This is a genomic window from Flavobacterium sp. KACC 22763 (genome assembly GCF_028736155.1).
Taxonomy (GTDB): Bacteria; Bacteroidota; Bacteroidia; order Flavobacteriales; family Flavobacteriaceae; genus Flavobacterium.
In genome coordinates this window covers 2,267,404-2,293,030 of record NZ_CP117879.1, presented here as the reverse complement: position 1 = coordinate 2,293,030, position 25,627 = coordinate 2,267,404, and the positions used below count along the sequence as shown (strand labels likewise).

At 34.5% G+C, this 25,627-nt stretch carries 21 protein-coding genes; 16 read left to right on the top strand and 5 right to left on the bottom strand.

All coding sequences use genetic code 11. The features are described 5' to 3' along the window. Positions 1-61 precede the first annotated feature (61 nt). The 3 genes from PQ463_RS09310 (at position 62) to PQ463_RS09300 (ending at position 3,184) form a co-directional block, all read left to right on the top strand. Positions 62-1,351 carry a DUF4861 domain-containing protein gene (locus PQ463_RS09310; RefSeq protein ID WP_274257491.1) on the top strand — a complete coding sequence of 430 codons (1,290 nt, stop codon included), beginning with the start codon at positions 62-64 and terminating at the stop codon, positions 1,349-1,351. A gap of 20 nt (positions 1,352-1,371) precedes the next feature. Then, positions 1,372-2,700, top strand: coding sequence for a rhamnogalacturonidase (locus PQ463_RS09305; protein ID WP_274257490.1), 1,329 nt, complete (start codon positions 1,372-1,374; stop codon positions 2,698-2,700). A 307-nt stretch (positions 2,701-3,007) separates the two neighbouring features. Then, entirely contained in the window at positions 3,008-3,184 is a 177-nt protein-coding gene (locus PQ463_RS09300) for a BF3379 family histone-like protein (RefSeq protein WP_008467640.1), read from the top strand. A gap of 125 nt (positions 3,185-3,309) precedes the next feature. On the opposite strand, the gene PQ463_RS09295 is transcribed toward PQ463_RS09300, so the two are convergent. After that, a complete protein-coding gene (locus tag PQ463_RS09295; RefSeq protein WP_274257489.1) occupies positions 3,310-4,350 on the bottom strand; it encodes a GntR family transcriptional regulator in 1,041 nt (346 codons plus the stop codon). 389 nt (positions 4,351-4,739) lie between these two features. On the opposite strand from PQ463_RS09295, the gene rhaT reads away from it, so the two are divergent. The 7 genes from rhaT to PQ463_RS09260 all read left to right on the top strand — a co-directional run bounded on the left by rhaT (position 4,740) and on the right by PQ463_RS09260 (position 14,087). Continuing rightward, the gene (gene rhaT / locus PQ463_RS09290; RefSeq protein WP_274257488.1) at positions 4,740-5,789 is read left to right on the top strand and encodes an L-rhamnose/proton symporter RhaT; all 1,050 of its coding nucleotides are present in this window, start codon (positions 4,740-4,742) and stop codon (positions 5,787-5,789) included. A gap of 26 nt (positions 5,790-5,815) precedes the next feature. After that, positions 5,816-7,960: a bifunctional aldolase/short-chain dehydrogenase gene (locus PQ463_RS09285; RefSeq protein WP_274257487.1), complete on the top strand. Its 2,145-nt coding sequence runs from the start codon at positions 5,816-5,818 to the stop codon at positions 7,958-7,960. A 427-nt stretch (positions 7,961-8,387) separates the two neighbouring features. Further along, positions 8,388-9,662 carry a sugar isomerase gene (locus tag PQ463_RS09280; RefSeq protein WP_274257486.1) on the top strand — a complete coding sequence of 425 codons (1,275 nt, stop codon included), beginning with the start codon at positions 8,388-8,390 and terminating at the stop codon, positions 9,660-9,662. A gap of 64 nt (positions 9,663-9,726) precedes the next feature. Then, the gene (locus PQ463_RS09275; protein WP_274257485.1) at positions 9,727-11,088 is read left to right on the top strand and encodes an FGGY-family carbohydrate kinase; all 1,362 of its coding nucleotides are present in this window, start codon (positions 9,727-9,729) and stop codon (positions 11,086-11,088) included. Between the two features lie 95 nt (positions 11,089-11,183). Continuing rightward, positions 11,184-11,924: a (Fe-S)-binding protein gene (locus tag PQ463_RS09270; RefSeq protein WP_111425602.1), complete on the top strand. Its 741-nt coding sequence runs from the start codon at positions 11,184-11,186 to the stop codon at positions 11,922-11,924. Between the two features lie 182 nt (positions 11,925-12,106). Further along, positions 12,107-13,507 (top strand): lactate utilization protein B, encoded by a 1,401-nt coding sequence (locus PQ463_RS09265; RefSeq protein ID WP_274257484.1) that lies wholly within the window; start codon positions 12,107-12,109, stop codon positions 13,505-13,507. Continuing rightward, positions 13,500-14,087, top strand: coding sequence for a LutC/YkgG family protein (locus PQ463_RS09260; RefSeq protein ID WP_274257483.1), 588 nt, complete (start codon positions 13,500-13,502; stop codon positions 14,085-14,087). The genes PQ463_RS09265 and PQ463_RS09260 overlap by 8 nt, the downstream gene beginning before the upstream one ends. Positions 14,088-14,161: 74 nt before the next feature. On the opposite strand, the gene PQ463_RS09255 is transcribed toward PQ463_RS09260, so the two are convergent. Next, positions 14,162-14,494 carry a YegP family protein gene (locus tag PQ463_RS09255; RefSeq protein ID WP_111367166.1) on the bottom strand — a complete coding sequence of 111 codons (333 nt, stop codon included), beginning with the start codon at positions 14,492-14,494 and terminating at the stop codon, positions 14,162-14,164. Positions 14,495-14,669: 175 nt separating this feature from the next. Here PQ463_RS09255 and PQ463_RS09250 point away from each other — a divergent pair, with 175 nt between their 5' ends. From PQ463_RS09250 to PQ463_RS09240, 3 genes are all read left to right on the top strand, one after another. After that, on the top strand, positions 14,670-15,143 hold the full coding sequence (locus PQ463_RS09250) for a copper resistance protein NlpE (protein WP_274257482.1): 474 nt from the start codon (positions 14,670-14,672) through the stop codon (positions 15,141-15,143). 150 nt (positions 15,144-15,293) lie between these two features. After that, positions 15,294-16,418, top strand: coding sequence for an XdhC family protein (locus PQ463_RS09245; protein ID WP_274257480.1), 1,125 nt, complete (start codon positions 15,294-15,296; stop codon positions 16,416-16,418). Then, positions 16,393-17,010, top strand: coding sequence for a nucleotidyltransferase family protein (locus tag PQ463_RS09240; protein ID WP_274257479.1), 618 nt, complete (start codon positions 16,393-16,395; stop codon positions 17,008-17,010). Before PQ463_RS09245 ends, PQ463_RS09240 begins: the two co-directional genes overlap by 26 nt. 280 nt (positions 17,011-17,290) lie before the next feature. Here PQ463_RS09240 and PQ463_RS09235 read toward each other — a convergent pair whose 3' ends face one another. Continuing rightward, entirely contained in the window at positions 17,291-18,442 is a 1,152-nt protein-coding gene (locus PQ463_RS09235) for a cysteine desulfurase family protein (protein WP_274257477.1), read from the bottom strand. A gap of 408 nt (positions 18,443-18,850) precedes the next feature. Between PQ463_RS09235 and PQ463_RS09230 the strand changes: the two genes are divergently transcribed. The 3 genes from PQ463_RS09230 to PQ463_RS09220 are packed head-to-tail and all read left to right on the top strand — an operon-like array spanning position 18,851 to position 22,675. After that, positions 18,851-19,489, top strand: a complete 639-nt coding sequence (locus tag PQ463_RS09230; RefSeq protein WP_274257475.1) for a 2Fe-2S iron-sulfur cluster-binding protein — start codon at positions 18,851-18,853, stop codon at positions 19,487-19,489. Continuing rightward, positions 19,486-20,466 carry an FAD binding domain-containing protein gene (locus PQ463_RS09225; protein WP_274257474.1) on the top strand — a complete coding sequence of 327 codons (981 nt, stop codon included), beginning with the start codon at positions 19,486-19,488 and terminating at the stop codon, positions 20,464-20,466. The genes PQ463_RS09230 and PQ463_RS09225 overlap by 4 nt, the downstream gene beginning before the upstream one ends. Positions 20,467-20,473: 7 nt before the next feature. Continuing rightward, positions 20,474-22,675, top strand: a complete 2,202-nt coding sequence (locus tag PQ463_RS09220) for a xanthine dehydrogenase family protein molybdopterin-binding subunit (RefSeq protein ID WP_274257472.1) — start codon at positions 20,474-20,476, stop codon at positions 22,673-22,675. Between the two features lie 191 nt (positions 22,676-22,866). On the opposite strand, the gene PQ463_RS09215 is transcribed toward PQ463_RS09220, so the two are convergent. After that, a complete protein-coding gene (locus tag PQ463_RS09215; RefSeq protein WP_274257470.1) occupies positions 22,867-23,430 on the bottom strand; it encodes a DUF2911 domain-containing protein in 564 nt (187 codons plus the stop codon). A gap of 229 nt (positions 23,431-23,659) precedes the next feature. Continuing rightward, positions 23,660-25,459 (bottom strand): glycoside hydrolase family 2 protein, encoded by a 1,800-nt coding sequence (locus tag PQ463_RS09210; protein WP_274257468.1) that lies wholly within the window; start codon positions 25,457-25,459, stop codon positions 23,660-23,662. Positions 25,460-25,627 lie beyond the last annotated feature (168 nt).

Genomic DNA, 25,627 nt, shown 5'->3' with positions numbered 1-25,627 from the left:
TAAGTGTTATTATAACAATTAAAACTCTTAAATTGTTCGGAAAAAAAAAGAATAAGAAATAATGAAAAAAAGAGTATCATTTTATCTTTCAATCACTTTAGTTACAGGATTGTTAATTAGTTGTAAAGTTTCTCAAAATGTATCTGAAAAAATTATTGTTTTAAAGAATAACAGTTCTTTGGAGCTCACTCAGAAGGCAATTTCTATAAAAAGAGAAAATCTTGGAGAAAACAATACTAAGGGAGTTTTTCCTATTTTGCTTTTTAAGGCAGATACAATTCCGGCGCAAACTAATGATCTTAATAGTGATGGAAAATGGGATGAAATTTTCTTCACTGCTGATTTTTTGCCCAATGAAGAAAAAAATATTCAATTAAAATGGTCCAATACAGATCCAAAATTCACCATAAAAACAAGTGTGCGTTTTGGGAAAAGAGAGGGAAAAAATTTGCCTGTTCATCCAGATACGCAGGAAGTCTTAATGGCCAATCAGGTTCATAAAAAATTGGGTTATCAAAAATATCAAACAGATGGTCCAACTTGGGAAAATGACAAGGTTGGTTTTAGACATTATTTGGATGGAAGAAACTCTAAAGATGTTTTCGGAAAAAAACTTCCAGGAATTACTCCTGAAAACGTAGGTATAAACAGTAAAGGTGCGGTTGAAGATAATTATCATGTAATGTATGATTGGGGAAGAGACATTTTTCCTGTTGGCAATTCAGTTGGTTTAGGAGGATATGCATTGCTTATCGATAACAAAATAAATAGACTAGGAATTTTAGGAAATGACACTATTAATAATGTTGAAAAGACCACTTTTAAAATTGTAACAGAAGGGCCAGTAAATTCGGTTTTAAGCTATCATTATCAAAACTGGAATGCTTCTGGAAATTTGTATCAAGTACAGGAAACCACTTCAATTTGGCCAGGAATGTACGCTTACAAAAACACAGTTTCAATAAGTGGCATTAAAGGAAAAGAAACTTTTCTGGCAGCACTTTCTAATTTAAATAATAAAAATCCGCTTCAGGTTATCGAAGCTGGTGATTGGGTTTGTCTAATCCAACATGATTATTTGACTTATGAACGCCAGTGGATTTTAGGTACAGCGATTTTAGTTCCAGCAAATATTTATCAAGGTTATATTGAAGCACCAAAAACGGGGCAGCTGACAGATTCGTATTTAGCAAAATTAAAAGTTGAAAACAATAAACAGATTAGCTATTATGCAATTGCCGCTTGGGAACTGAGTGCAGATAAAGGATTTAATGACTCCACTTTTTTTACCAATTATGTAACAAATTTGGCTAAACAGCTTTCTGCAAAAGTAAAAGTTGAAATAAAATAATTTTTAAACTATAGACTGTTGTGCAAATAAGAAAAGTTCTTGCGATTTTAACGCTTTTTGGGAATTTGACTTTTGTTTTTCCTCAGCAAAATGTATCCTCTTTTCCTGATGGAACAGCGATTAGCAATTGGTTTAAAGAGTATCAAAAAATACAATTAAAAAACTTAGGAAAACAATATCGTATAACCAATTTTGGGGTCAAACAAGATAGTACAATTGTTCAGACACAAGCCATCCAAGCAGTGATTGATCAGGCATCAGAAAAAGGTGGTGGTGTAGTTGTGATTCCTAAAGGTGTGTTTTTAAGTGGCGCTCTGTTTTTTAAGCCAAAGACTGCTTTGTTTTTAGAAAAAGGGGCAATATTAAAAGGTTCAGATAATATTATTGATTATCCGATTATGGCTTCGAGAATGGAAGGGCAAAATCTGGATTATTTTCCCGCCCTGGTCAATGTGTATGGAGTAGATCATTTTTCTATTTCGGGAGAGGGAACTATAAACGGAAACGGAAAAAAGTTTTGGGAAGCTTTCTGGAAAAGACGAAGTGAAAATCCAGAATGTACAAACCTTGAAGTTTCTCGGCCGAGATTAATATTTGTGTGGAATTCGAACGATGTTCAGTTTCAAGATGTAAAATTGATTAATTCAGGTTTTTGGACCAATCATTTTTATAAATGCAATAATGTTAAACTGCTAAATCTTTATATTTTCTCGCCACATATTGGCATTAAAGCACCAAGTACTGATGCCATTGATCTTGATGTCTGCGAAAACGTTTTGATAAAAAACTGTTACATGTCGGTTAATGACGATGCAGTTGCCTTAAAAGGCGGGAAAGGACCTTATGCAGATAAAGACTCAAATAACGGCCCTAATAAGAATATCATAATTGAAGATTGTGCTTTTGGATTTTGCCATTCGACTTTAACCAATGGGAGTGAGGCTATTCATAACCGAAATATCATTTTTAGAAATAGCAAGATTGATGGAGCTTCTCGGTTGCTCTGGCTAAAAATGAGACCAGATACACCACAGCGTTACGAATATATTTTGCTTGAAAATATAAAAGGTAAAGCCGAGACAGGTTTGGCTATTTTTGCATGGAGACAGTTTTATGATTTAAAAGATCGCCATGATATTCCGTTATCTTATGGAGATCAAATTACTTTGAAAAATATCACACTTAAGTGCACCAATTTTTACGGTGTAGAAAAAGATTCCAATGTTAGATTGAGCAATTTTAGATTTGAAAATTTGAATATCGAGTCTGTAAAAGCTAAGATGGATAAAAGCATTATAGATGGACTTGTTTTAAAGAATGTTTACCTTAATAAGACTCTTATTGAGTAAAATTTTCCTTTTTTGAGGAGTTTTTCCGCTCAAAAATTAACAAATAGAAGACGTATAAGCCTTCTTTTTAAATGAAATTACTTTTAATTGGATACTTTCTACAAAGCTTTAAAACTATTGTTGTAAAAACACTTGTAAAGTAAGTCTTTGATTGTTAATGTGTTGTGTTTACTGGTTTTTAGTATAGGGCAGAAGTCAATTTATTGTAAAGAAAATGAATGAAAAACTGCATTAAATTTAACAGCAAAATTGTTGTAACTATCACACAAACTTTTATTTTTGTGGCTTAATTTAACAATATATAAGCATGAAAGATTTATTAGTAAAAATCAACGCCGAAATTGAAACATTCAAAGCTGAAGCTGAATCTTTGACTGAAAAAGGAATTAAAGCTGCTGGACCAAGAGCACGTAAATCAACTTTAGAAATTGAAAAACTTTTAAAAGAGTTCAGAAAAGTTTCTATCGAAGAATCAAAAAAATAATACAACTAAGACCTCGTCCAAAAGACGAGGTTTTTTTATAGAATAAATTATCAGCAAAAAGGCGTAGACTTTTAGACAAAGAGAAGAAACCTTTGTCCCTCAGAAACTCTGAGCCTTTGCACCTCCTAAATAGAATTTCTATCAATAAAATTAAAAGGAACTTTTACATGACCTTTTTCTTTGTTTAAAATCATTCTCGCAGCAGTTTCCCCCATTACATTAAAATCGGTCGACATTACAGTAATGCCAAGTAAGTCTTTTAAAGGAGTGTCATTATAAGATATAACACCAATATCTTTTCCTAAAACAAATTCTTCATCGCGAATCTGTTTTACTAAATTCACCAAATCAGATTCTTCTATTGTAATAAATAAATCTCCTTTTTTAAGAATCATATCGTCATAAACTTCACTCAGAATTTCAAAGTTAATTTCATGCTCAACGCAGAATTTTCTAAATCCGTGTAAAATTCTTCGTGGATACGGATAAACTGCTTTGTCTGGATATACCAAAATCAAACGTTTATATTTTGCAATTTTAGAAAGACCTTCTTTTAGGGCATTATAAATATCATTTTCAAAATCTTGATAAATTTTAATTACATCATCTCCTGTGCCCAGTTTGATATTATCTAAAACAACTAGTTTTTCTTGTGGAATTTTTTTAATAGCATTTACAACATCATCAGTAAAACTTAAGTGTTTTAATTCGTCAGTTTTAAAGTGTGTTGTAATAACATAATAATCATAAGCGCCCTCAAACTTATCTAAGATGTTCAAAAATAAAGTTTCATCGCAGTGATAAATTTGAAGATCAACATGCGCATTTGCTCCCAACGTATCAATAAAGGAGCTATAAGTTTTCATTTTATACGAACTCAATTTGTTAGTCAAAAACAAAATATTGACTTTAGATTCCAACTTTGTTCGGGTAATATAGTAGCCTTTTCCTCTAATGGAAGAAATAATTTTTCTCTCTTTTAAAATGTTATAAGCCTTCTCAACAGTATCACGAGACATATAAAATTCTTCACTGAAACTATTAATAGAGGGAATTTTTTGATTGATTTTTAAATTTCCGTTGGCGATGTTCTGAAGAATAGAGTCAACAATCTGCTTGTATTTAGGAACTCGAGAATCTTCATCTATTTTAATAAGTTTAATCATGTTCATTTTGAGGAAATTTGTCTTGTATTTCTGCAGGACACTTTTTTAATTCTAAATAATTTAAAAAAATCTCTTCTTTAAAAAGGGAAGCTGTTAAGCAGTATCATTTTACTAATAAAAAAGAGAAATTGACAAGGCTTGTAATCTTTTTTTTATGATTTATGAATTTTAACCCGAATGCGGAATTAATAATTGCGAAATCGATTGCTAAAATAGCCATTTTAAATCTATTTACCCAATAATTACAAGTCGTTATTTCTAATAATCTTTAGTTTTAACAAAAAATATAAAATCCGTAAAGGATAGTACAGGACAGTTTTCTTTTTGACATTCTCTTATTTTACAAAACCAAATCACTATCTAACAAACCAAAAACTAAAATTTATTAAATGGAATCATTATTAGGAATCATTTTTCATTCTATCGGAGGATTTTCTTCAGGTAGTTTTTATATGCCTTTTAAAAAAGTAAAAGACTGGGCTTGGGAAAGCTATTGGCTAGTAGGAGGATTTTTCTCTTGGCTGATTGTTCCGCCTATTGCAGCCTACTTAACGATTCCAAATTTTACAGTAATTATTGCAGCAGCTTCTCCATCAATAAAAACCTTCACTTTTACAATGGGGTTGATCTGGGGAATTGGCGGTTTGACATATGGTTTGGGAGTACGTTACTTAGGAATGTCTTTAGGAAATTCAATTACATTAGGGTTCTGCTCTGCATTTGGGGCTTTAGTGCCATCCATTTATTATGATATTGTTCCAACAGAAGGAAAAGTTTCATTCTCTCACATGCTTACTAATACTGGTGGTCAGATCGTTTTATTGGGTGTGGTGGTATATCTAATTGGAATTGCCATTTCTGGAAAAGCAGGAATGCTGAAAGAGAAAGATTTTGCAACTGGTCATGAAGATAAAGACAAAGACTTCAATCTCGTAAAAGGTCTGATTGTAGCGGTGATTTCAGGAATTTTAAGTTCATTTTTTAATTACGGAATCGAAGCAGGAAAATCTATGGCTGAGCAAGCTGTTGTAAATGGAGCTAATCCGTTGTTTCAAAATAATGTGACTTATGTTGTTTTATTATGGGGAGGTTTAACCACCAATTTCATCTGGTGCCTTTATTTGAATTTCAAAAATAAATCAATTAAAAATTATACAGATAAATCTACTCCAATAACTAAAAATGTTCTGTTTTCTGCTCTTGCGGGAACCATGTGGTTTTTACAGTTTTTCTTTTACGGAATGGGAGAAAGCAAATTAGGAAATGGTGCAAGTTCATGGATTTTGCACATGGCAACCATCATTTTAACAGCAAACTTTTGGGGATTTTATTTGAAAGAATGGAAAGGAGTTTCTAAAAAAACAATGAGAACTTTTTTCTGGGGAATCGGGCTTATTATGCTTGCAATCGTTTTGGTAGGAATTGGTAACTCATTATAAATACAAGAAATAATTTAAAATAGTATATGTCGAATACAAACACAATTAATAATATGAATTTTAAGCATGTAAGCTACCTTTGGGATGAGGCTAAGGCAGCAGCATTAGCAGGTGATGAAGTAGCGCTTTTTATTTATCGTTCTAACTTGTTAGGAGCTGATTTAAGATTGACCAACTACGGAGGTGGAAACACGTCTGTAAAAATTACTGATAAAGACCCTCTTACTGGGGAATCTTCTGAAGTAATGTGGATTAAAGGTTCTGGCGGTGATATTGGAACGTTGACAAAATCAGGTTGTGCAGCTTTGTATTTGGACAGACTTCGTAACCTTGAGAATGTTTACAGAGGTATTGAGTTTGAAGATGAAATGGTAGAATTGTTCAACCACTGTATTTTCGATTTAGCTTCAAAAGCGCCTTCTATCGATACACCTTTACATGGTTTTCTTCCATTCAAACATATTGATCACTTGCATCCAGATGCAGCAATTGCTATCGCTGCGGCGAAAGATGGAAAGAAAATCACAGAAGAATTATTCAACGGAGAAATCGGTTGGGTGGGCTGGCAGCGTCCAGGATTTGATCTTGGTCTTCAGTTGAGAGCTTGTTTAGAAGAAGCTGAGAAAAACGGTAAAAAACTACGCGGAATCATGTTAGGTTCTCATGGTTTGTTTACTTGGGGAGACACTGCGTTTGATAGTTATATTAATACGCTGGAAGTAATCGAGAAATGTGCGACTTACTTAGAAGATAATTATGGAAAAACACGTCCAGTTTTTGGAGGTAAAAAAATCGACAGTCTTCCAGAAGCAGACCGTAAATTGAAAGCAGCAAAAGTAGCTCCAATTTTAAGAGGTTTCTGTTCATCAGAACGCCAAATGATTGGTCACTATACAGACGATGCAAGAGTTTTGGAATTCATCAATTCTAATGATCTTTCGAAATTAGCTCCATTAGGAACTTCTTGTCCAGATCACTTCTTGAGAACTAAAATCAGTCCTTTGGTTTTAGAATTAGATCCAAATGAAGATTTATCTGATGTTGCAGCTGTAAAAGCAAAATTAGCTCCAGCATTCGAAGCTTATCGTGCAATGTACAAAGACTATTACAATGCATGTAAAAAATCAAATTCACCAGCAATGCGTGACCCAAATCCAGTGGTTATTTTATATCCAGGAGTTGGTATGTTCACTTTTGCTAAAGATAAAACAATGGCGCGTTTGGCATCTGAATATTATATCAATGCAGTAAATGTAATGAAAGGTGCCGAAGCAGTTTCAGAATATACTTCTTTACCACACCAAGAAGCTTTTGATATTGAATATTGGTTACTAGAAGAAGCAAAATTACAGCGTATGCCAAAACCAAAAGCATTGTCTGGAAGAGTGGCTTTAATCACTGGTTCTGCAGGCGGAATTGGTAAAGCTATCGCTAAGAAATTTGCTCAGGAAGGTGCTTGTGTTGTAATTAATGATATCAACGAAGAACGTTTGCAAGGCGCATCGACTGAGTTTGTAAAAGCTTTTGGTAAAGATGCCGTTTCTAGCACTTTATTGAATGTTACTGACGAAGTAAGCACAGAAAAAGCATTAGACGAAGCTTGTTTAGCTTTTGGAGGTGTAGATATTATTGTAAACAATGCTGGAATCAGTATTTCAAAATCTATTGCAGAACACACTTTAGAAGAGTGGGATAGATTGTACGATATCTTGGTTAAAGGACAATTTATTGTTTCTAAAGCCGGAATCGAAGTAATGCGCAAGCAAGGTTTTGGAGGAGATATAGTAAATATCGTTTCTAAAAATGCTGTTGTTGCTGGTCCGAATAATCCTGGTTATGGTTCGGCAAAAGCTGCTCAGGCGCACTTAACACGTTTAATGGCGGCAGAACTTGGAGCTGATAAAATTCGTGTAAATACAGTAAATCCTGATGCTGTAATTTCAGACTCAAACATTTGGTCTGGAGGATGGGCAGAAGGTCGTGCAAAAGCATACGGAATTACAGTTGAAGAACTTCCGGCTTACTATGCAAAACGTACGTTGTTAAATGAAATCATATTGCCTGATGATATTGCTAACGCTTGTTATGCTTTTGTTGGAGGTTTACTTGGTAAATCTACAGGAAATGCCTTAAACGTAGACGGTGGCGTAGCCATGGGCTTTTATAGATAAAGATTGTTTAGGTTTTTTATATAAGTTTGTTTAAGCAAAAGTGGTTTTTTGTGGTCTAGCGTTCGAATTCTTTCGAACGTTAGATTTTTTAGCATATAACAATTCGCTTTAACAAAGAAAACTTAACAAAAAAGTGAAGTACAACCAGAGTTTAACTGATATTAAATTTTTAAGTTGAAAAATAGTAAACACATGAAAATTATAGAACGCAGATAAAACGGATTCGCTATCGCGAAAACGCTGATTGACACTGATTTTTTTTAATTACCTTTTTTAAAAATCCGTTTTTTTCCGCGTCTTCGCGATAGCGAATCCGTAAAATCAGCGTCTAAAATTCGGCACCAAAGAGGTGGCCTTATGTGTTAAAAAAATATACTAAATGTATAAAATTTATACCTTGTAAAACTCTATTAAAATATCAATAACTATGTTAATCGGATCAAACCACATCGAATCTCATAACGAAGATTTATTAAAAAAACACCAAAATAAATTAGTTTTTACAGCATCAGAAATAAATGATACAGAAGCGATTATTCAAAAATTAATCGACTTTCAAATTGCTATTCCATCTTGGGCTTTAGGAACAGGAGGAACAAGATTCGGACGTTTCGCTGGAGGAGGAGAACCTCGTTCATTAGAAGAAAAAATCGAAGATGTTGGTTTACTTCATAAGTTAAACAATGCATCTGGAGCTATTTCACTTCATATTCCGTGGGATATCCCGACTGATTACAAAGCGATCAAAACACTAGCAAATCAGCACGGATTGAAGTTTGATGCGATGAATTCAAATACATTTCAAGATCAGGCAAGTGCGGAGCATACTTACAAGTACGGTTCATTGCAAAATGTAAACAAAGCGGTTCGCAAACAGGCAATCGCTCACAACATAGAAGTTATTAAACACGGAATCGAATTAGGATCTGAGTCTTTAACAGTTTGGCTGGCAGACGGATCTAATTTCCCTGGGCAATTAAATTTTAGAAAAGCGTATCAAAATACATTAGAAAGTTTAGAGGAAATCTACGATGCATTACCTTCAAACTGGAAATTATTTTTAGAATATAAATGTGCTGAGCCTAACTTTTATTCTACGACTGTAGCAGATTGGGGGCAGTCTTATTCGTATGTTAAAAAGTTAGGCGACAAAGCGCAGACTTTGGTTGATTTAGGTCACCACCTTCCAAATGCCAATATCGAGCAGATTGTTTCTTTATTGTTGATGGAAAATAAACTAGGAGGATTCCACTTTAACGATTCAAAATACGGTGATGACGATTTAACGGCTGGAGCATTAAAACCATATCAATTATTCTTGATTTTTAATGAATTAGTGGAAGGAATGGATGCCAGAGGAATGAATCACGCCAAAGATTTAGGCTGGATGATTGATGCTTCTCACAACATCAAAGATCCGTTAGAAGATTTATTGCAATCTGTTGAAGCGATAATGATTGCTTATGCACAAGCACTTTCTGTGGACAGAAAAGCATTAGAAAAAGCGCAAGAAGAAAATGACGTGGTAAAAGCACAGGAAATTCTTCAAAATGCATTCCGTACAGATGTTCGCGCGCTTGTAGCAGAAGCTCGTCTTCGTTCTGGAGCTGCGTTAAACCCTGTAGCATTATACCGTTCGCTTCAAGTAAGACAAAATCTTATCGAAGAAAGAGGTTTAAAAACAATGGCAACGGGATTATAATTATAAATTATTAATTGTTAATTATAAATTGACAATTGATAATTAACAATTTACAATTAAAAAAATGAATGTAGTTGCGATTTTTGATATTGGTAAAACAAACAAAAAGGTTTTTTTATTTAACGAAAATTATAAAATTGTTTGGGAAAAATCGGTTAATCTGGAGGAAACCACAGACGAAGATGGATTTCCGTGCGAAGATATCGAAGTATTGAAAAACTGGATTTTAGATCGATTATCTGAAATAAAAGAGCTTAAAGATTATGTTTTAAAAGCGATCAATTTTAGCACTTACGGCGCTAGTTTTGTTTATATAGACGAAAACGGAAAAGTTTTAACTCCTCTGTATAATTACTTAAAAGATTATCCAGAGGATTTAAAAGCTGATTTCTATGAAAAATACAAAGGAGAGAAGAAGTTTGCTGTAAAAACAGCTTCTCCGGTTTTGGGGAGTTTAAATTCGGGAATGCAGATTTACCGATTAAAAGAACAAAAGCCCGAAATATTTGAAAAAGTAAAACACTGTCTGCATTTGCCACAGTTTTTGAGTTTTCTTTTAACGAATGCAGCATACGCTGATATTACAAGTATTGGCTGTCATACCAATTTGTGGAATTTCAAAAAAATGAAATATCATAAATGGCTGAAAGAAGAAGGTATTTCAGGAAAAATACCGCCAATCCATTTTGGTAAAGATGTAATTATGACCCGCGAAAATATCGCAATTGGAGTAGGTCTTCATGATAGTTCATCGGCGATTATACCATATACAATCAACTTTACGGAACCTTTTGTATTATTGTCTACGGGAACTTGGAGTATTTCTTTAAATCCGTTCAACAATAAACCCCTGACGTTTGACGAATCGCAAAACGATTGTCTATGTTACATGCAGTACACAGAAAAGCCTGTAAAAGCGGCAAGATTGTTTGCAGGAAACGAACATGAAGTACAGACTAAACGTTTGGCGCAGCATTTTAATGTTCCTGTTGATACGTACAAAGAAGTTTATTTTGATAAGAAAATTGTAGCCAATTTGCGAGCTCTCAATTTTCAAATCATTTATCCTAAAAAGTACAATTTTGATATTTTGAAAGAATGCCCTTTTCAAGATAGAGATCTTTCGCATTATAAAGATTACGAAACAGCCTATCATCAATTAATGTTAGATTTGGTAGAACAGCAAGTTTTTTCAACCAATTTGGTCATTCATAACAGTCCTGTAAAAAAGATTTTTGTAGATGGAGGTTTCAGTAAAAATTCGATTTACATGAATTTATTGGCAGAAGCTTTTCCAGACGTTGAAGTGTACGCCGCTTCGATGGCACAGGCGAGTGCTTTGGGTGCAGCGTTGGCGATTCATGATAATTGGAATCCGAAACCAATTCAGAACGATTTAATTGACTTGAAATTCTATAAACATTAGGTAAAAACGGTCTGTATGTTGTAAATTTGCTGAGAAACGTATTTTTTACATTTTTACTCTACACGCCAAATGAACAACACACTAAATACTACAATATGAAAATTGGACTTTTTATACCTTGTTATGTCGACCAATTTTACCCAAAAGTAGGAATTGCAACCTACGAATTACTTCAAAAATTAGGTTGTGACGTCGAATTTCCGATGGGACAAACCTGTTGCGGACAACCAATGGCCAATAGCGGTTATGCGCATTTAACAAAAGGATGCGACGCCAATTTTATTGCCAATTTTTCTGGATTTGATTACATAGTCTGTCCTTCTGGAAGTTGTGTTTTGCATGTAAAAGACCATTTACATGACGAAAAACAAGAAGAAAAAGCGACAGCAATACGAAATACAGTTTACGAACTTACAGAGTTTATTACAGATGTTTTAAAAATCGACCACATCGACGGAAGATTTCCGTATAAAGTCGGAATGCACGTAAGCTGTCACGGTCAGCGTGGATTAAAGCTTTCGCAAATGTCTGAATTAAATGCGCCGTTTTTCTCTAAACCAGAACAGTTGCTTCACGGTATTAAAGATCTTGATTTAGTTGCTTTAACCAGAAAAGACGAATGCTGCGGATTTGGAGGGACTTTCTGTGTAACCGAAGAAGCCGTTTCTGTAAAAATGGGACAAGATCGTATTAAAGATCACGAAAGTCACGATGTGGATTATATTACAGGTGGAGATATGTCTTGCTTAATGCATTTGGACGGAATTCTGAAAAGACAGAAAAGCAGAATTAAAACCATCCATATTGCTGAAATATTAAATTCACTCGAAAATTAATTTTTTTTCTACCATTAAGATATTAAGTTCCTAAAGCTTGGTTTAAATATTTAATTGGTAAAAAAATAAGAGATTTAAGTGATTTTAAAAAACTTAATTTTCTTGTAATCATTAAGAAATTAAGTTCATAAAGTTTGGCTTAATTTACTTAATGTCTTAATGGTAAAAACAACTTTTATAAGATGTCATCAGAAAAAATAATACAGCACAGCGAAGCCGCAGCAAAATTCAATAAAGACGTAGAGCGTGTCAATTGGCATGATGAAACACTTTGGTTTGTTCGGGCTAAAAGAGATAAATCAGCGCATCAAATAGCAGATTGGGAATTGCTTCGCGAAACGGCTTCTCAAATCAAATTTAATGTGCTTTCGAATATTCACGATTATTTAGTCGAATTTGAAGCGAATGCGCAACGAAACGGAATAATTGTGCATTGGGCAGCCGATGCCAAAGAACACAACGAAATTGTGCATTCGATCATGGCAAAACATGATGTAAAGCAAATGGTAAAATCCAAATCGATGCTTACAGAAGAATGTCATTTAAATGATTATTTAGCCGAAAAAGGAATAGAAGTAATCGATTCTGATTTAGGTGAATATATTGTTCAGCTTCGAAAAGAACCGCCAAGCCATATCGTGCTTCCAGCGATTCACTTAAAGAAAGAAGATGTAAGTGAAACTTTCCACGAACATTTAGGTACAGAAAAAGGAAATTTCAATCCGCAATATTTGACAGAATCGGCGCGTCAGAGCTTAAGAAATACTTTTTTGACTAGAAAAGTAGCGCTGACAGGAGTCAATTTTGCTGTTGCAGAAACAGGTGAATTTGTAGTTTGCACCAATGAAGGAAATGCTGATATGGGTGCGCATTTAGCAGATGTTCATATCGCTTGTATGGGATTTGAGAAATTGATTCCGAAAAGAGAACATTTAGGTGTTTTCTTGAGATTATTGGCAAGAAGCGCAACTGGTCAGCCTATTACTACTTTTTCAAGTCATTTCAAGAAACCAAGAGATGGCAAAGAAATGCATATCCTAATTGTAGACAATGGTAGAAGTACACAATTAGGAAGAGAAGATTTTAGAAATTCACTTAAATGTATTCGTTGTGGAGCGTGTATGAATACTTGCCCAGTGTACAGACGAAGCGGCGGACACAGTTATCATAATGCGGTTGCGGGACCAATTGGTTCTATTTTAGCGCCAAATTTAGATATGAGCAAAAATGCCGATCTGCCTTTTGCCAGTACACTCTGCGGTTCTTGTACTAACGTTTGCCCAGTTAAAATTGATATTCACGATCAATTGTACAAATGGCGTCAGGTTTTGGTAAAAGAAGGACATACGCCAAAAGCAAAAACGGTTGCGATGAAAACGATGGCGACTGTTTTAGCAAATCCCACAGTTTTTAATATTGCTGGAAAATCAGGACGATTTGTAATGAAGAACATTCCAGGAATGGTTAATAATAAGATGAATAAATGGTACGATCAGCGCGAAATGCCAGATGTTCCAGAAGAATCTTTTAGAGAATGGTACAAGAAAAATTCGCGAGAATCTAAAGAAAAAGGAAATGAGTAGTAAAGGCGAAATTTTAAAAAGAATAAAAGCAAATCAGCCCCAATTGGTTTCAGAACTACCAGATTTAAATCTTTTAGGTTCTGAGCAATTTGATGTTTTAGAAACCTACAAAACGGTTTTAAAAGGAATTGGTGGTGATCCAGTCGAAGTTGCCGATTATAACGAAATCATCAATTACATCAAATCCAATTATAATTTGGAGAAACGATTAATTACAACACTTCCAGAACTTTCTGAGATTGCTTCGTTAGATTGGAAAACAGTAGATCCGCATTCATTGCAAGATGTTGAATTGACGGTTGTAAAAGCACATTTTGGCGTAGCAGAAAATAGCGGACTTTGGGTAACTGATGATATTTTAGGTCAGCGTGTTGCGCCTTTCATTGCACAATATTTGGCTATTATAGTTCATAAAAAAGATCTGGTTCCTACGATGCAGCAAGCTTATGACAGAATTGGTAAAATGGAATATGGTTTCGGAACTTTTATAGCTGGGCCATCAAAAACTGCAGATATTGAACAGTCTTTAGTTCTTGGAGCGCATGGCGCAAGAGGATTGATTGTATTTTTATTGGATTAAATTGTATTATAAATATATTTATAACGAAAAAGCGAGGAACATTCCTCGCTTTTTTATTTTATAACAGTTTTCAATTATGCCGTTTGATCATCTATGGTTGCATCAGGAGCATTTTTTTTAACAGACTCGATTCCGTTTTCTCTAGCTGCTACGCTTTCGTACATTTCACTAGAACCAATAATCTGACCGTTTCCTGCTTTTAAATTAAAATAAGGTTTTCCGCTTTTAGATTCTAATCGATCATAACGATCATCGTCTGGTGCATTTTTTTTAACAGATTCGATACCATTATTGCAGGCTGCTTTTGTTGTATAGCCTTCACTCGTTAGAATGGTCTGACCATTACCAGCTTTTAAATTGAATTGGAACTCTCCGTTGGCTCTAGTAGTGATTACAAATTTTCCCATGTAGTTTACTTTTAAAGTTAGGTGTATAAATTTTGCTATTGATAAAAATACAAAACTTAGTAATATAAATCATACGTCAGTTTGAAAAAATGATTATTAAAATAAGGATGAATTATTAAGATATTAGTTGGAGTTTTTTAAACAAGTAAGAATATTCTTTATCTTTGCTAAAAAAATGAAAAAAATACTAATTCTTGCAACAGCTATTTTGATTCACCTCACTTCATGTAACTTTAAAAAACAACAAGATACTGATAAAGCAGTTGAATCAGATTCTACAGAGATTCCGACAGAAAAAGATGAAGTCGATAGTACTATGGTTTATGAAGGAACATTGCCTTGTGCGGACTGTAGCGGTATCTTAACAGTTCTTAAAATTAATCAGCTAGATAATAAATTTGAGTTGTCCAATATTTACCAAGGAAAATCACCTGAAAAGCAATTTAAAGAGAAGGGTAATTTTAATACCGAAAGAGGTTTAGAAAATGATATAAATGGGACTATTTTTATCCTAAACTGGGATAAGCCAGAAAAAGACCAGCTCTATTATGGTTATTACAGTAAAAACCCTGAAAAACTTTATCTACTTGATAGAAACAAAAAAGTAATAAAATCTAAATTGAATTATTTTTTAGAATTAAATGAATAGCTAATTCATTTATATTAATAGAATTACTTATAAATAAGAAAATATTATAAACTTAAAGAGCCTCCTTGTATTTAAGTTTATAATATTTTTTTATTTTTAAACTATTAAACAAAATCATCAATGCTTATTTCTATTGGTGAATAATTGCCTATGAAAGAAATCAGCGAAATCCTTAAAGCATATTCAGTAGCTAAAGCAGAAGAAAAGAAAACAGCTTTGGCAACTGTAGTAAAAGTCGAAGGTTCGTCATACAGGCAGCCTGGTGCGCGTATGTTGGTTACCGAAGATGGCATGCTGACGGGCGCAATAAGTGGAGGCTGTTTAGAAGGTGATGCATTACGGAAAGCGCTTCTTTCCATTAATCAAAAGCAAAATAAACTTGTAACGTATAATACAAGTAATGAAGACGATGCAGAAGTTGGTTTACAGCTTGGTTGCAACGGAATTGTCCATATTCTTTTTGAATACATAAATGAGGAGATCGAAAACAATCCGATTCAGCTTTTGCAACAACTCGAATTAGAAAGAAAAGAAGCAGTAATAGTAACGGTTTTCTCTTTAAAAAGAAACGCTTTTCAGATAGGAACAACTTTGTTTTTCAGAAAAGATAGTCCCGTTTTAACTCATGATAATGAAGCTTTAAGTTTGATTTCGGAAGTGAAAGAGGTTTTGAAAAATAAAACTTCGGCAGTAAAAAAACTTCAGAAAGAAAATGACAGCGAAGCTTTAATTGAATATATAAAACCATCAATTTCACTCGTAATTGCTGGAGCAGGAAATGATATTCAGCCATTAGTAAAAATGGCTTCTGTTTTAGGATGGAAAACCAGTATTTTTGAAGGACGTGCAACGCATGCAACTAAGAAACGTTTTCCGAAAGCCGATCAAGTTTCGGTAGTAAATCCAGGACATTTTTTAGAGAATATTGTAATTGACGATCAGACCTATTTTGCTTTGATGACGCACAATTACAAATACGATTTAGCGGTTTTAAAAGAGTTGTTAAGAATCGATTTCCATTATATCGGAATTCTAGGTCCAAAATCAAAATTCAACCGAATGCTGAACGATCTTTTGATAGAAGGAATCATAGTAAGCGAAGAGCAGATGAAAAGAATTCATACTCCAATTGGTCTCGATATTGGCGCAGAAACATCAGAAGAAATCGCTTTATCAATTGTTTCTGAAATAAAAGCTGTGGCTTCAGGAAGAATAGGAACTTCGCTGAAATATAAAGAAGGCAAAATACATGATGAAATTCATTATGGAGACTAGATTTCAAAATAAAACAGGTATTATTATTTTGGCTGCAGGTAATTCCTCTAGATTAGGCAGACCAAAACAATTGTTGCAATATAAAGAATCAACTTTGCTGAAAAACACCATTTCGGAAGTTTTAAAAGTCGAAAATTCGTTTATAATAGTCGTGACAGGCTCAAACCGTGATTTAATCGAAAAAGAGCTTAATTTGCCTGAAATAACATTTTCTTTCAATTCTGACTGGGAAAACGGAATGTCTTCTTCAATCGTAAAAGGTATCAGCCAATTATTACATCAAAATCCTGATTGTGAACGATGTATTTTAGCAGTTTGCGATCAGCCTTTTGTAACTCATTCCATTTTTGAAAATTTAATTATTGAAGCAAATAGAACCAAAAAAGGAATTGCAGCCTCAGCTTATTCGGAAACTTTAGGGACACCAGTTTTATTTCATAAAAAATACTTTCAAGAACTTCTAGAATTGAAAGGACAGGAAGGGGCAAAAAAAATCATTAAAAAATATACTGAAGATGTGGCCTCAGTTCCTTTTGAAAAAGGACATATCGATATTGATACAGACGAAGATTATTTTAAGTTGATTTCTTGAAGAAAGGGACAAAGGTTCAAAGTTGCAAAGGTCTAGAGGTTTTTCATATCAATTAATCTTGCAAAGTTGTAAAGATTAGTTATGAAATTTAATTTGAATTGCGTCCAGCTTTAGCTGGATGAAAAAAGACAGCATACAGAAAATGCTTTAGCCAAATTAAGACTTGTTTGGCTAAAGCCTTAATTCTATTTAAATATCATACCTCCAGTTAAAACTGGAGGTAATTCATAAAATCTTTGCGTCTCCGTGACTCTGCGAGATTAAAAATAAAGAAAAAAACTTAGAGTCTTTGTGTCTTAGAGGCAAACTGCCTAGCCAATTCTAAAACCCGCTTAACAGCAATATCAATTTCCTCAGAAGTAGTAAATCTTCCCAAACTAAAACGAACCGAACTCAAAGCATCTTCATCAGATAATCCCATTGCTTTTAAGACATGAGAAGGTTGAGAAGTTACTGCCGAGCAAGAAGCTCCGTTGGAAACAGAAATATTTCCTAAAGCGAGAATAAGCTGTTCTGAATTTACGTTTGGAAAGCAAATGTTTGAAGTATTATAAATTCGGTTTTCTGTATTTCCATTTACAAAAGAACCTTCAAACTGTAATAAACCTTTTTCAAGTTTGTCTCGTAATAGAGAAACTCTATTTTGATCTTTTTCTAATTCATTTACAGCTATTTCACATGCTTTTCCTAAACCGATAATTCCGGGAACATTTAGCGTTCCGCTTCGTAATTTTCTTTGTTGTCCGCCTCCAAGAATTTGAGGAGACAATTTTATTTTGGCTTTCGCCGAAATATACAAAGCGCCAATTCCTTTTGGGCCATAAAATTTATGTGCAGATAAAGTCAAAAGATCAATTCCGAGTTTTTTTACATCAACAGAAATTTTACCAACAGCCTGAGTTGCATCACACATAAAAAGCACATTTTTGGCTTTCAATATTTTAGAAATTGAGCTGATATTTTGTATGACACCCGTTTCGTTATTAGAAAGCATTCCAATGAAAACCAGTGTTTTATCTGTAATTATTTCTTCTAAAAGTTGAAGATTTAAAAGTCCATCAGAATTAGTTGGAAGATAAGTCACTTCAAAACCAATACTTTCCATAAATCGACAGGTTTCCAGAACCGTTTTATGTTCAGTTTGAATGGTAACGATATGTTTTCGATCCTGATCAACAAGACCTTTTATGGCCAGATTTATAGCTTCAGTTGCGCCCGAAGTAAATACGATTTCATCTGCATCAGCATTTATTAAATCTGCCGTTTGCCATGCAGCATTTTCAACAGCTTCTTTTACCGTTAATCCCGCCAAATGTGTTCCCGTTGAATTCGCATAAAAATCAGTAAAATACGGAAGCATCGCATTCAAAACTCTTTCATCAACACGAGTTGTGGCATTGTTATCAAGATAAATGATTTCTTGTTGTGGCATAATTTGGACTTAATTTAGTAAAAATACAATTTCAGAATTAATCTACGTGAAAGAATTAACCGTAAAGGCGCAAAGGGTTTTCGCAAAGAACGCAAAATTTTAATGTGTATAATTTTTTGTTTCTCGCAGATTTTACAGATTTAAACAGATTTTTTATTTATTTCTATCATAAAGAATCTGTGTAAATCTTTTCATCGTATTCAAAATCTGCATTATCTGCCAAATCTGCGAGAGAAAAATAACTTAGCGAACTTTGCGAAAACCCTTTGCGCCTTTGCGGTTAAAAAAACAAAATTGAAATTATTCTAAATAAGAGTAATGTTTGAATTTTATAATTTTTTCTTACATAAGATCGCTAAATTTGTTAGAATGACAAAAGCGAATTTGCTAATTTAACAAATAGATTGAATGGCTTCTAAAAAAACAAATCAGGATAAAGTAACACCGGAAGATGCTAGTTCCCGTCGTGACTTTATAAAGAAATCAGGACTTTTTACCGCTCTTGCCCTGACGCCACCTTCATTGGTTATGGCTTCAGATAAGAAATGGGATGAAAAAATAGCGGAATATTTAGAAACAGTACCGCTTTCTATTGAAGTAAATGGCACAAAACATAATCTTAATATTGAACCAAGAACAACTTTATTGGATTTGCTTCGCGAACAATTACAGCTTACAGGAACTAAAAAAGGCTGCGATCACGGACAATGTGGTGCGTGTACAGTTCACGTAAATGGAACCAGAATTTTGTCGTGTCTGTCTTTGGCAACGATGCAGCAAAACGCACAAGTCACTACAATCGAAGGACTTTCGAAAGGAAAAAAACTGCACCCAATGCAGGAAGCTTTTATCAAACACGACGGTTTTCAGTGTGGCTATTGCACACCGGGACAAATCATGTCGGGAATTGCTTGTATCAAAGAAGGTCATGCCAATAGTAGAGAAGAAATTAGTGAATATATGAGCGGTAACATTTGTAGATGTGGTGCTTATCATAACATTGTTGACGCGATAACTGAAGTGAAGGAAGGAGGAAAGGAGATATGAAAAACTTTCAGATAATTAAAGCGCTGTCTTCTTCGTCGGCAGTTACGGGAAAAGCTAAAGATAATTCTTCTATGTTTATTGCGGGAGGAACGAATCTGGTCGATTTAATGAAGAAGAACATCGTTGCTCCAGATAAATTGGTTGACATTAACGGATTAGACTTAAAGAAAATAGAGTTCTTAAAAGGAAAAGTTTCGATTGGTGCTTTGGCAAAAAACAGTCAGGTTGCCGAAGATGTTTCTATAAAAGAAAAATATCCTTTGTTGGCATTAGCCTTAGCAGCTGGAGCTTCTCAACAGATTAGGCACATGGCAACTGTTGGAGGAAATATGTTGCAGAAAACAAGATGTTCTTATTATTATAATACCGATATGCCTTGCAACAAACGTGTTCCAAAAAGTGGATGCGGTGCGATTGGCGGTTCTAATAGAATGGCAGCAGTTTTTGGAACTTCGGACAGTTGCATTGCGGTTCACCCAAGTGATATGTGTGTGGCTTTGGCAGCACTTGACGCGAAGGTTTTGGTAGAAGGACCAAAAGGAAAGCGAGAAATTGATTTCACCGATTTTCATAGACTTCCAGGAAATACGCCTGAAAAAGACAATACGCTAGACAGTAGAGAATTGATCACTGCTGTTGAAATTCCAGATAATAATTTTACTAAAAATGTTCATTATCTAAAAGTTCGTGACAGGACGAGTTATGCTTTTGCATTGGTATCTGTTGCTGCGGCTTTAGATATAAAAGATAATACTATAAATGATGTCAGATTGGCTATGGGCGGTGTGGCACATAAACCTTGGAGATTGACAGAAACAGAAAAATTCCTGAAAGGGAAAACAATTTCAGAAGATCTATTTAAACAAGCAGGCCATTTGTCTATGAAAGGTGCAAAGGGATTCGGTGATAATAATTTTAAACTAACGCTTGGAGAGAATGCAGTAGCAGAAGCACTTACAATAGCAGCATCAAAATAATTAAATTATGAGCAAGACAAGTAATATTAATAGAGTTGACGGATTTGCTAAAGTAACGGGTTCAGCAACTTATTCGGCAGAATATAAAACGGCAGGTGTTGTTTATGCCTGTTTGGTTGGAAGCACTATTGCAAAAGGAAGAATTAAAACCATTGATACCAAAAAAGCAGAATGGGCACCAGGAGTTTTGGCGGTTATTACACATTTGAATGTAGATAAACCTGCTGGCTACGAAAAAGCAAAAGACAAGCATAATTTTGGTCAGCCTCTGCAGATTTTTAAAGACGATTCGGTTTTGTATTACGATCAGCCGATTGCTTTAGTTATTGCCGATACTTTTGAGCGTATGCGTTATGCAGCAAGTTTAATTAAAGCGGATTATCTTAAAGAAGAGCATTCGACAGAACTTAAAAAAGCAGCTGAAAAAGAAAAGAAGGTAGAAACCGATAAAGGAAATGATTACCATCGTGGTGAACATGACGGATATAAAAATGCTGAGGTTGTTTTAGAAACCGAATATACGATTCCAACCGAAGTGCATAACCCAATGGAACTGGCAAACATCATAGCGAAATGGGACGGTAATAAACCGATTTTATATACAAAAAGTCAAGGTGTTGAAGGAACACGTAGAAGTGTAGCAGGAGTTTTTGGAGTGCCTGTCGAAGATGTTGAGGTTCATGCCGAATATCTTGGAGGTGCATTCGGAATGGGATTGCATACTTGGCCGTATGAAATTGCAGCTTTAATTGGAGCTAAAAAACTAAATCGTCCTGTGAAGTTAGTTTTGCATCGTGAGCAAATGTTTACCAACGTTGGTTTCAGACCTTACACGATTCAGAAAATGGGTCTTGGTGCAACTAAAGATGGAAAACTGACAGGTTTAACGCACGAGGCTGCTGCAATGACTTCGAGCTATGAAGATTTCATGGAAGGAACCGTAAACATGTCCCGATTTATTTATGATTGTGCCAATGTTTCGACACGTTACAGAATTGTGCCTTTAGATACTTGCACACCAATCTGGATGCGCGGACCAGGCGAGGCGACAGGTTCTTTTGCATTAGAAAGTGCAATGGATGAAATGGCATATAAATTAAACTTAGATCCGATTGAATTCCGTAAACTGAATTATGCAGAAAAAGATCAGGAACAAAATAAACCTTGGAGCAGTAAATTTCTTTTAGAATGTTACGAAGGCGGAATGGAACGCATAGGCTGGAAAAACCGTAAAAATGAACCAGGTTCTGTGAAAGAAGGAAACTGGTTGGTTGGTTACGGAATGGGAACAGGAACTTTCGGCTGTTATAGAAGCCCAACTTCTGTAAAGGCAAAATTTTTAGCGAATGGCGATTTAGTCTTACAATGTAGCGTAAACGATATGGGGCCAGGAACGGCTACTATGATGACTGCTATTGGAGCTGAAGTAATAGGTTTGCCATCAGAAAATGTAATTATCGAAATGGGAAAAAGCGGTTTACCAAAAGGCCCAACGCAAGGTGGTTCGGCAACGACTTCATCTGTTGGTTCCGCGGTTCATGATGCGTGCAATTTATTATTGAATAAAATAATTGAATTAGGAAGTAAAAATCCTGCTTTAAAAGGAATCGCTCTAACAGATTTAACTTTTGAGAATGGAACAGTTTTTTCTAAAAAAGATAAATCTAAGTCGGTTACTTTAGCGGCGCTTTTAAGCAGTAATAAATTAGAAGATTTTGAAGTGGAAAATCTTTCTAAAGCTGCTGAAGAAGCGAAGAAATATTCAATTTATTCATTTTCGGTTCATTTTGTAAAAGTATTGGTGAACCCGAATTTGGGTAAAATAAGATTAGCTCATGTGGTTTCTTGTGCTGATATTGGAACCGTAATAAGCCAGAAAACTTCTGCAGGACAAATGTTCGGAGGAGCAGTAGGAGGAATCGGAATGGGATTAATGGAAGCATTAGAGATCGATCATCGTTTTGGGCGTCCAATTAATAACAATTTTGCAGATTATCACGTTCCTGTAAATGCTGATATTGAAAAACAGGAAGTTTTCTTCGTCAATAAAAAAGACCCAATCAGCAACCCAATGGGAACAAAAGGTCTGGGAGAAACAGCTTTGGTCGGAATGGCGCCTGCAATTGCAAATGCTGTTTTCAATGCAACCGGAAAACGTGTTAGAGATTTACCAATTACGTTGGATAAAATTATAGAAACTGTCGTTTAAATTTTTAGCCACAGATTAAAGAGGATTAAAAATGATTTTTATAGCCACGAATTACACGAATTTGCACTAATTCTTTCTTCCAATTGATAATTTAAATTTGTGAAAATTCGTGTAATTCGTAGCAAAAAAAAAGTCGCAAAGCTTAAAAAAACTTTGCGACTTTGTGCCTTTGTGGCATATATCATTAAAACTTATTTTATCGTAATTGGCAACTCAACAGTTGTTTTATCCCATCCAATAACAAGATTTGCTACATTACCTTGAGCTGTAAATGCAATAGATAAAGCTTCGATAACAGTAGAAACTGGTTTTACAGGAACTGAAACTCTTACCACATCTTTACTTTCATCATAAGCATAAGAACCCCATAAATCAAGTTCTTTGTTGATGATAATAGTCCATTTGTCTTTTTCAGGAATAGCAAATAAACTGTATGTGCCTGCGGCAATTTTTTTTCCGCCAATTGTTACATCTTTGTAGAATTTAACTTCTGTGTTTTCATTAGCACCAACTCTCCAAACTTCACCAAACTTTACAACGTCACCAAAAATAGTTCTTCCTTTTACAGAAGGTCTTGCGTAAAGCACTTTAACAACCGGATTAGGATTGTCTGTTTTCTTGAATTTCACCGCTTTGTTTGGGAAATACGAAATATCAACTGGACTTGCATCAAGAGGAGCAAATTTTACGATGTCTTGAGCCTGAACTGTAAAAGCAGCAAACAAAGTAACTGCTAGTAAATAGAATTTTTTCATGGTTTACAATTTTTAGATTAACTACAAAGTAAATTAATAATGAAGAAAAATCATATAATTTGGCACCTGTTTTTTGTTAATGAATTGGTAACAGTTTTGACAAGATAATTTTATTTCCGATCCAATTTTCCGTAGAGACGCACTGCAGTGCGTCTAACGTATTGTAACCATCGTTGCGTAGACGCACTGCAGTGCGTCTCTACAGATTAACGTTGTGTGAAAATAATTTTTAATATTCGTTTTTCTTTTTAGCGTACCAATCCTGCATAATATAAAACGCCTTTTTCTTTTCACCATCATTTGAAATTAAACCTTTACGATTGTAACCGTCCTGAATACCTGGAAGCAATCTTTTTGGCGATCTGAAATCAACCAAAATCCACGGACTTGTTCCGCTTAAGTGAGGAATCTTTTCAATCATTTTTAAGTTCTGAATGTATAAGTATTCTTGATATTCCTCTGTCCAGCGTTCGTTTTTCTCCCCGTGAAATCCAGCTTTGGCATCACCACCGAATTCAGAAACGAAAACTGGTTTGTTGTATTTAGATTTCCATGTTATTTTCTCAGCATCTTCCAAGTTTCCGCCATACCAGCCCAAATATTGATTGAAAGCCACAACATCCAAAACTTCTCCAATAGGATCATCAATAGTTTCTTTTTTGGTTAATAAAGCAGCGCTAATTAATCTAGTATTGTCTAATGATCTGGTGTGAGATGCTAAATTTTTAATGAAAGTATTTCTAGCTTCAGAAATTGGAGTTTCATTTGCCATAGACCAAATCACAATACTAGCTCTATTTTTATCTCTTGTAATAGCAGCAGTTAATTGATCTTGAGCATTTTTATATGTATTTTCATTTTTAAATTCAACTGTCCAGTAAACCGGAATTTCTTCCCAAACCATTAAACCTAATTTATCAGCTTCTCTAACCATGTTCTCGTTATGTGGATAATGCGCCAGACGAACATAATTACAACCTAATTCTTTTGCCCAGTTTAATAAACGCAAAGCATCTTCTTGAGAATTTGCGCGCCCACCTTTTGCATTTTCTTCGTGAATCGAAATTCCGCGTAAGAAGACTGGTTTTCCGTTCAACAGAATTTTATCTTCTTTTGTTTCGATCGTTCTAAAACCAATTTGATCGTTTAACTTTTTTCCATTAAAGTCAATCGTAACATCATATAATTTCGGATTTTCTGGTGACCAATACGAGACCTTTTTCGCAGGGATTTCGAAGCTTAAAATTCCGTTATTATCCGCTTTTCCTTTGTAGTTGATTTTTAATTCAGGAATAGAAATTGAAACCTGATTTTTTGATGCATCCAAATTATTGATTTTAATAAACCCAGAAATCACATTTGCATTGCCTTTTTTCAGCTGAATATTATAATCTTCTACAAAAGAGGATTCTTCCTCAATTAAAGTCACATCGCGCGTGATGCCGCCATAATTCCACCAATCGGTATTTACAGTCGGAACATCTTCTTTATGACGTGTATTATCAACTTTGATGACCAAATAATTTCCTGTTGGTTTTACAATCGAAGTGACTTCGTAATTAAATGGAGTGAAACCGCCTTCGTGAGTTCCTAGTTTTTTTCCGTTTAAATAAACATCAGCTTTGTAGTTGATAGCTCCTAAATATAAAAACAGACGTTTATTAGTTACTAGATTGTAATCGAAAGACTTTTTAAACCAAACATTCCCCTCATAATATTTCAGTTCTGTAACCTGCGAATTCCAATCGCCGGGAATATTGATTGTAGGCGATTTATCAAAATCATATTCTACCAGTTCCTGTTTGTTTTGAGCATGGTAATTGGTAAAAAAAGCTCCTTTTGCTGGTTTTTCACTTTTGTCGTATTGGTCAAGGTGAAAACTGTAAAAACCTGTTTGATATGGATCTATAATATAATTCCAAACTCCGTTTAACGAAGTGATGTTTCGGTTTGGTACATTCGAGATTAGATTTTGCGCAGACGCCAAAACGGAAGAGCTTAGGAGTAGTGCGGTTAATAGTTTTTTCATTTTTTGTATTAATTTGTTTTGTAATTGTATTTTTTTGGAATGAATACTTTATTTATAGCCACAGATTATAAGGACTAAAATGATTTTGTTTCACGCAGATTTTGCAGATTGAGCAGATTTAATTTTGATCTGCTTAAATTTTTTTAAATCTGCGTGAAACAATAAAAC

What these genes read in the sequence shown, in the direction of transcription:
- PQ463_RS09310 (WP_274257491.1), top strand. Translation starts at nt 62, where the DNA reads ATGAAAAAAAGAGTATCATTTTATCTTTCAATCACTTTAGTTACAGGA.
- PQ463_RS09300 (WP_008467640.1), top strand. Translation starts at nt 3,008, where the DNA reads ATGAAAGATTTATTAGTAAAAATCAACGCCGAAATTGAAACATTCAAA.
- PQ463_RS09295 (WP_274257489.1), bottom strand. Translation starts at nt 4,350, where the DNA reads ATGATTAAACTTATTAAAATAGATGAAGATTCTCGAGTTCCTAAATAC.
- rhaT (WP_274257488.1), top strand. Translation starts at nt 4,740, where the DNA reads ATGGAATCATTATTAGGAATCATTTTTCATTCTATCGGAGGATTTTCT.
- PQ463_RS09285 (WP_274257487.1), top strand. Translation starts at nt 5,816, where the DNA reads ATGTCGAATACAAACACAATTAATAATATGAATTTTAAGCATGTAAGC.
- PQ463_RS09280 (WP_274257486.1), top strand. Translation starts at nt 8,388, where the DNA reads ATGTTAATCGGATCAAACCACATCGAATCTCATAACGAAGATTTATTA.
- PQ463_RS09275 (WP_274257485.1), top strand. Translation starts at nt 9,727, where the DNA reads ATGAATGTAGTTGCGATTTTTGATATTGGTAAAACAAACAAAAAGGTT.
- PQ463_RS09270 (WP_111425602.1), top strand. Translation starts at nt 11,184, where the DNA reads ATGAAAATTGGACTTTTTATACCTTGTTATGTCGACCAATTTTACCCA.
- PQ463_RS09265 (WP_274257484.1), top strand. Translation starts at nt 12,107, where the DNA reads ATGTCATCAGAAAAAATAATACAGCACAGCGAAGCCGCAGCAAAATTC.
- PQ463_RS09260 (WP_274257483.1), top strand. Translation starts at nt 13,500, where the DNA reads ATGAGTAGTAAAGGCGAAATTTTAAAAAGAATAAAAGCAAATCAGCCC.
- PQ463_RS09255 (WP_111367166.1), bottom strand. Translation starts at nt 14,494, where the DNA reads ATGGGAAAATTTGTAATCACTACTAGAGCCAACGGAGAGTTCCAATTC.
- PQ463_RS09250 (WP_274257482.1), top strand. Translation starts at nt 14,670, where the DNA reads ATGAAAAAAATACTAATTCTTGCAACAGCTATTTTGATTCACCTCACT.
- PQ463_RS09245 (WP_274257480.1), top strand. Translation starts at nt 15,294, where the DNA reads ATGAAAGAAATCAGCGAAATCCTTAAAGCATATTCAGTAGCTAAAGCA.
- PQ463_RS09240 (WP_274257479.1), top strand. Translation starts at nt 16,393, where the DNA reads ATGATGAAATTCATTATGGAGACTAGATTTCAAAATAAAACAGGTATT.
- PQ463_RS09235 (WP_274257477.1), bottom strand. Translation starts at nt 18,442, where the DNA reads ATGCCACAACAAGAAATCATTTATCTTGATAACAATGCCACAACTCGT.
- PQ463_RS09230 (WP_274257475.1), top strand. Translation starts at nt 18,851, where the DNA reads ATGGCTTCTAAAAAAACAAATCAGGATAAAGTAACACCGGAAGATGCT.
- PQ463_RS09225 (WP_274257474.1), top strand. Translation starts at nt 19,486, where the DNA reads ATGAAAAACTTTCAGATAATTAAAGCGCTGTCTTCTTCGTCGGCAGTT.
- PQ463_RS09220 (WP_274257472.1), top strand. Translation starts at nt 20,474, where the DNA reads ATGAGCAAGACAAGTAATATTAATAGAGTTGACGGATTTGCTAAAGTA.
- PQ463_RS09215 (WP_274257470.1), bottom strand. Translation starts at nt 23,430, where the DNA reads ATGAAAAAATTCTATTTACTAGCAGTTACTTTGTTTGCTGCTTTTACA.
- PQ463_RS09210 (WP_274257468.1), bottom strand. Translation starts at nt 25,459, where the DNA reads ATGAAAAAACTATTAACCGCACTACTCCTAAGCTCTTCCGTTTTGGCG.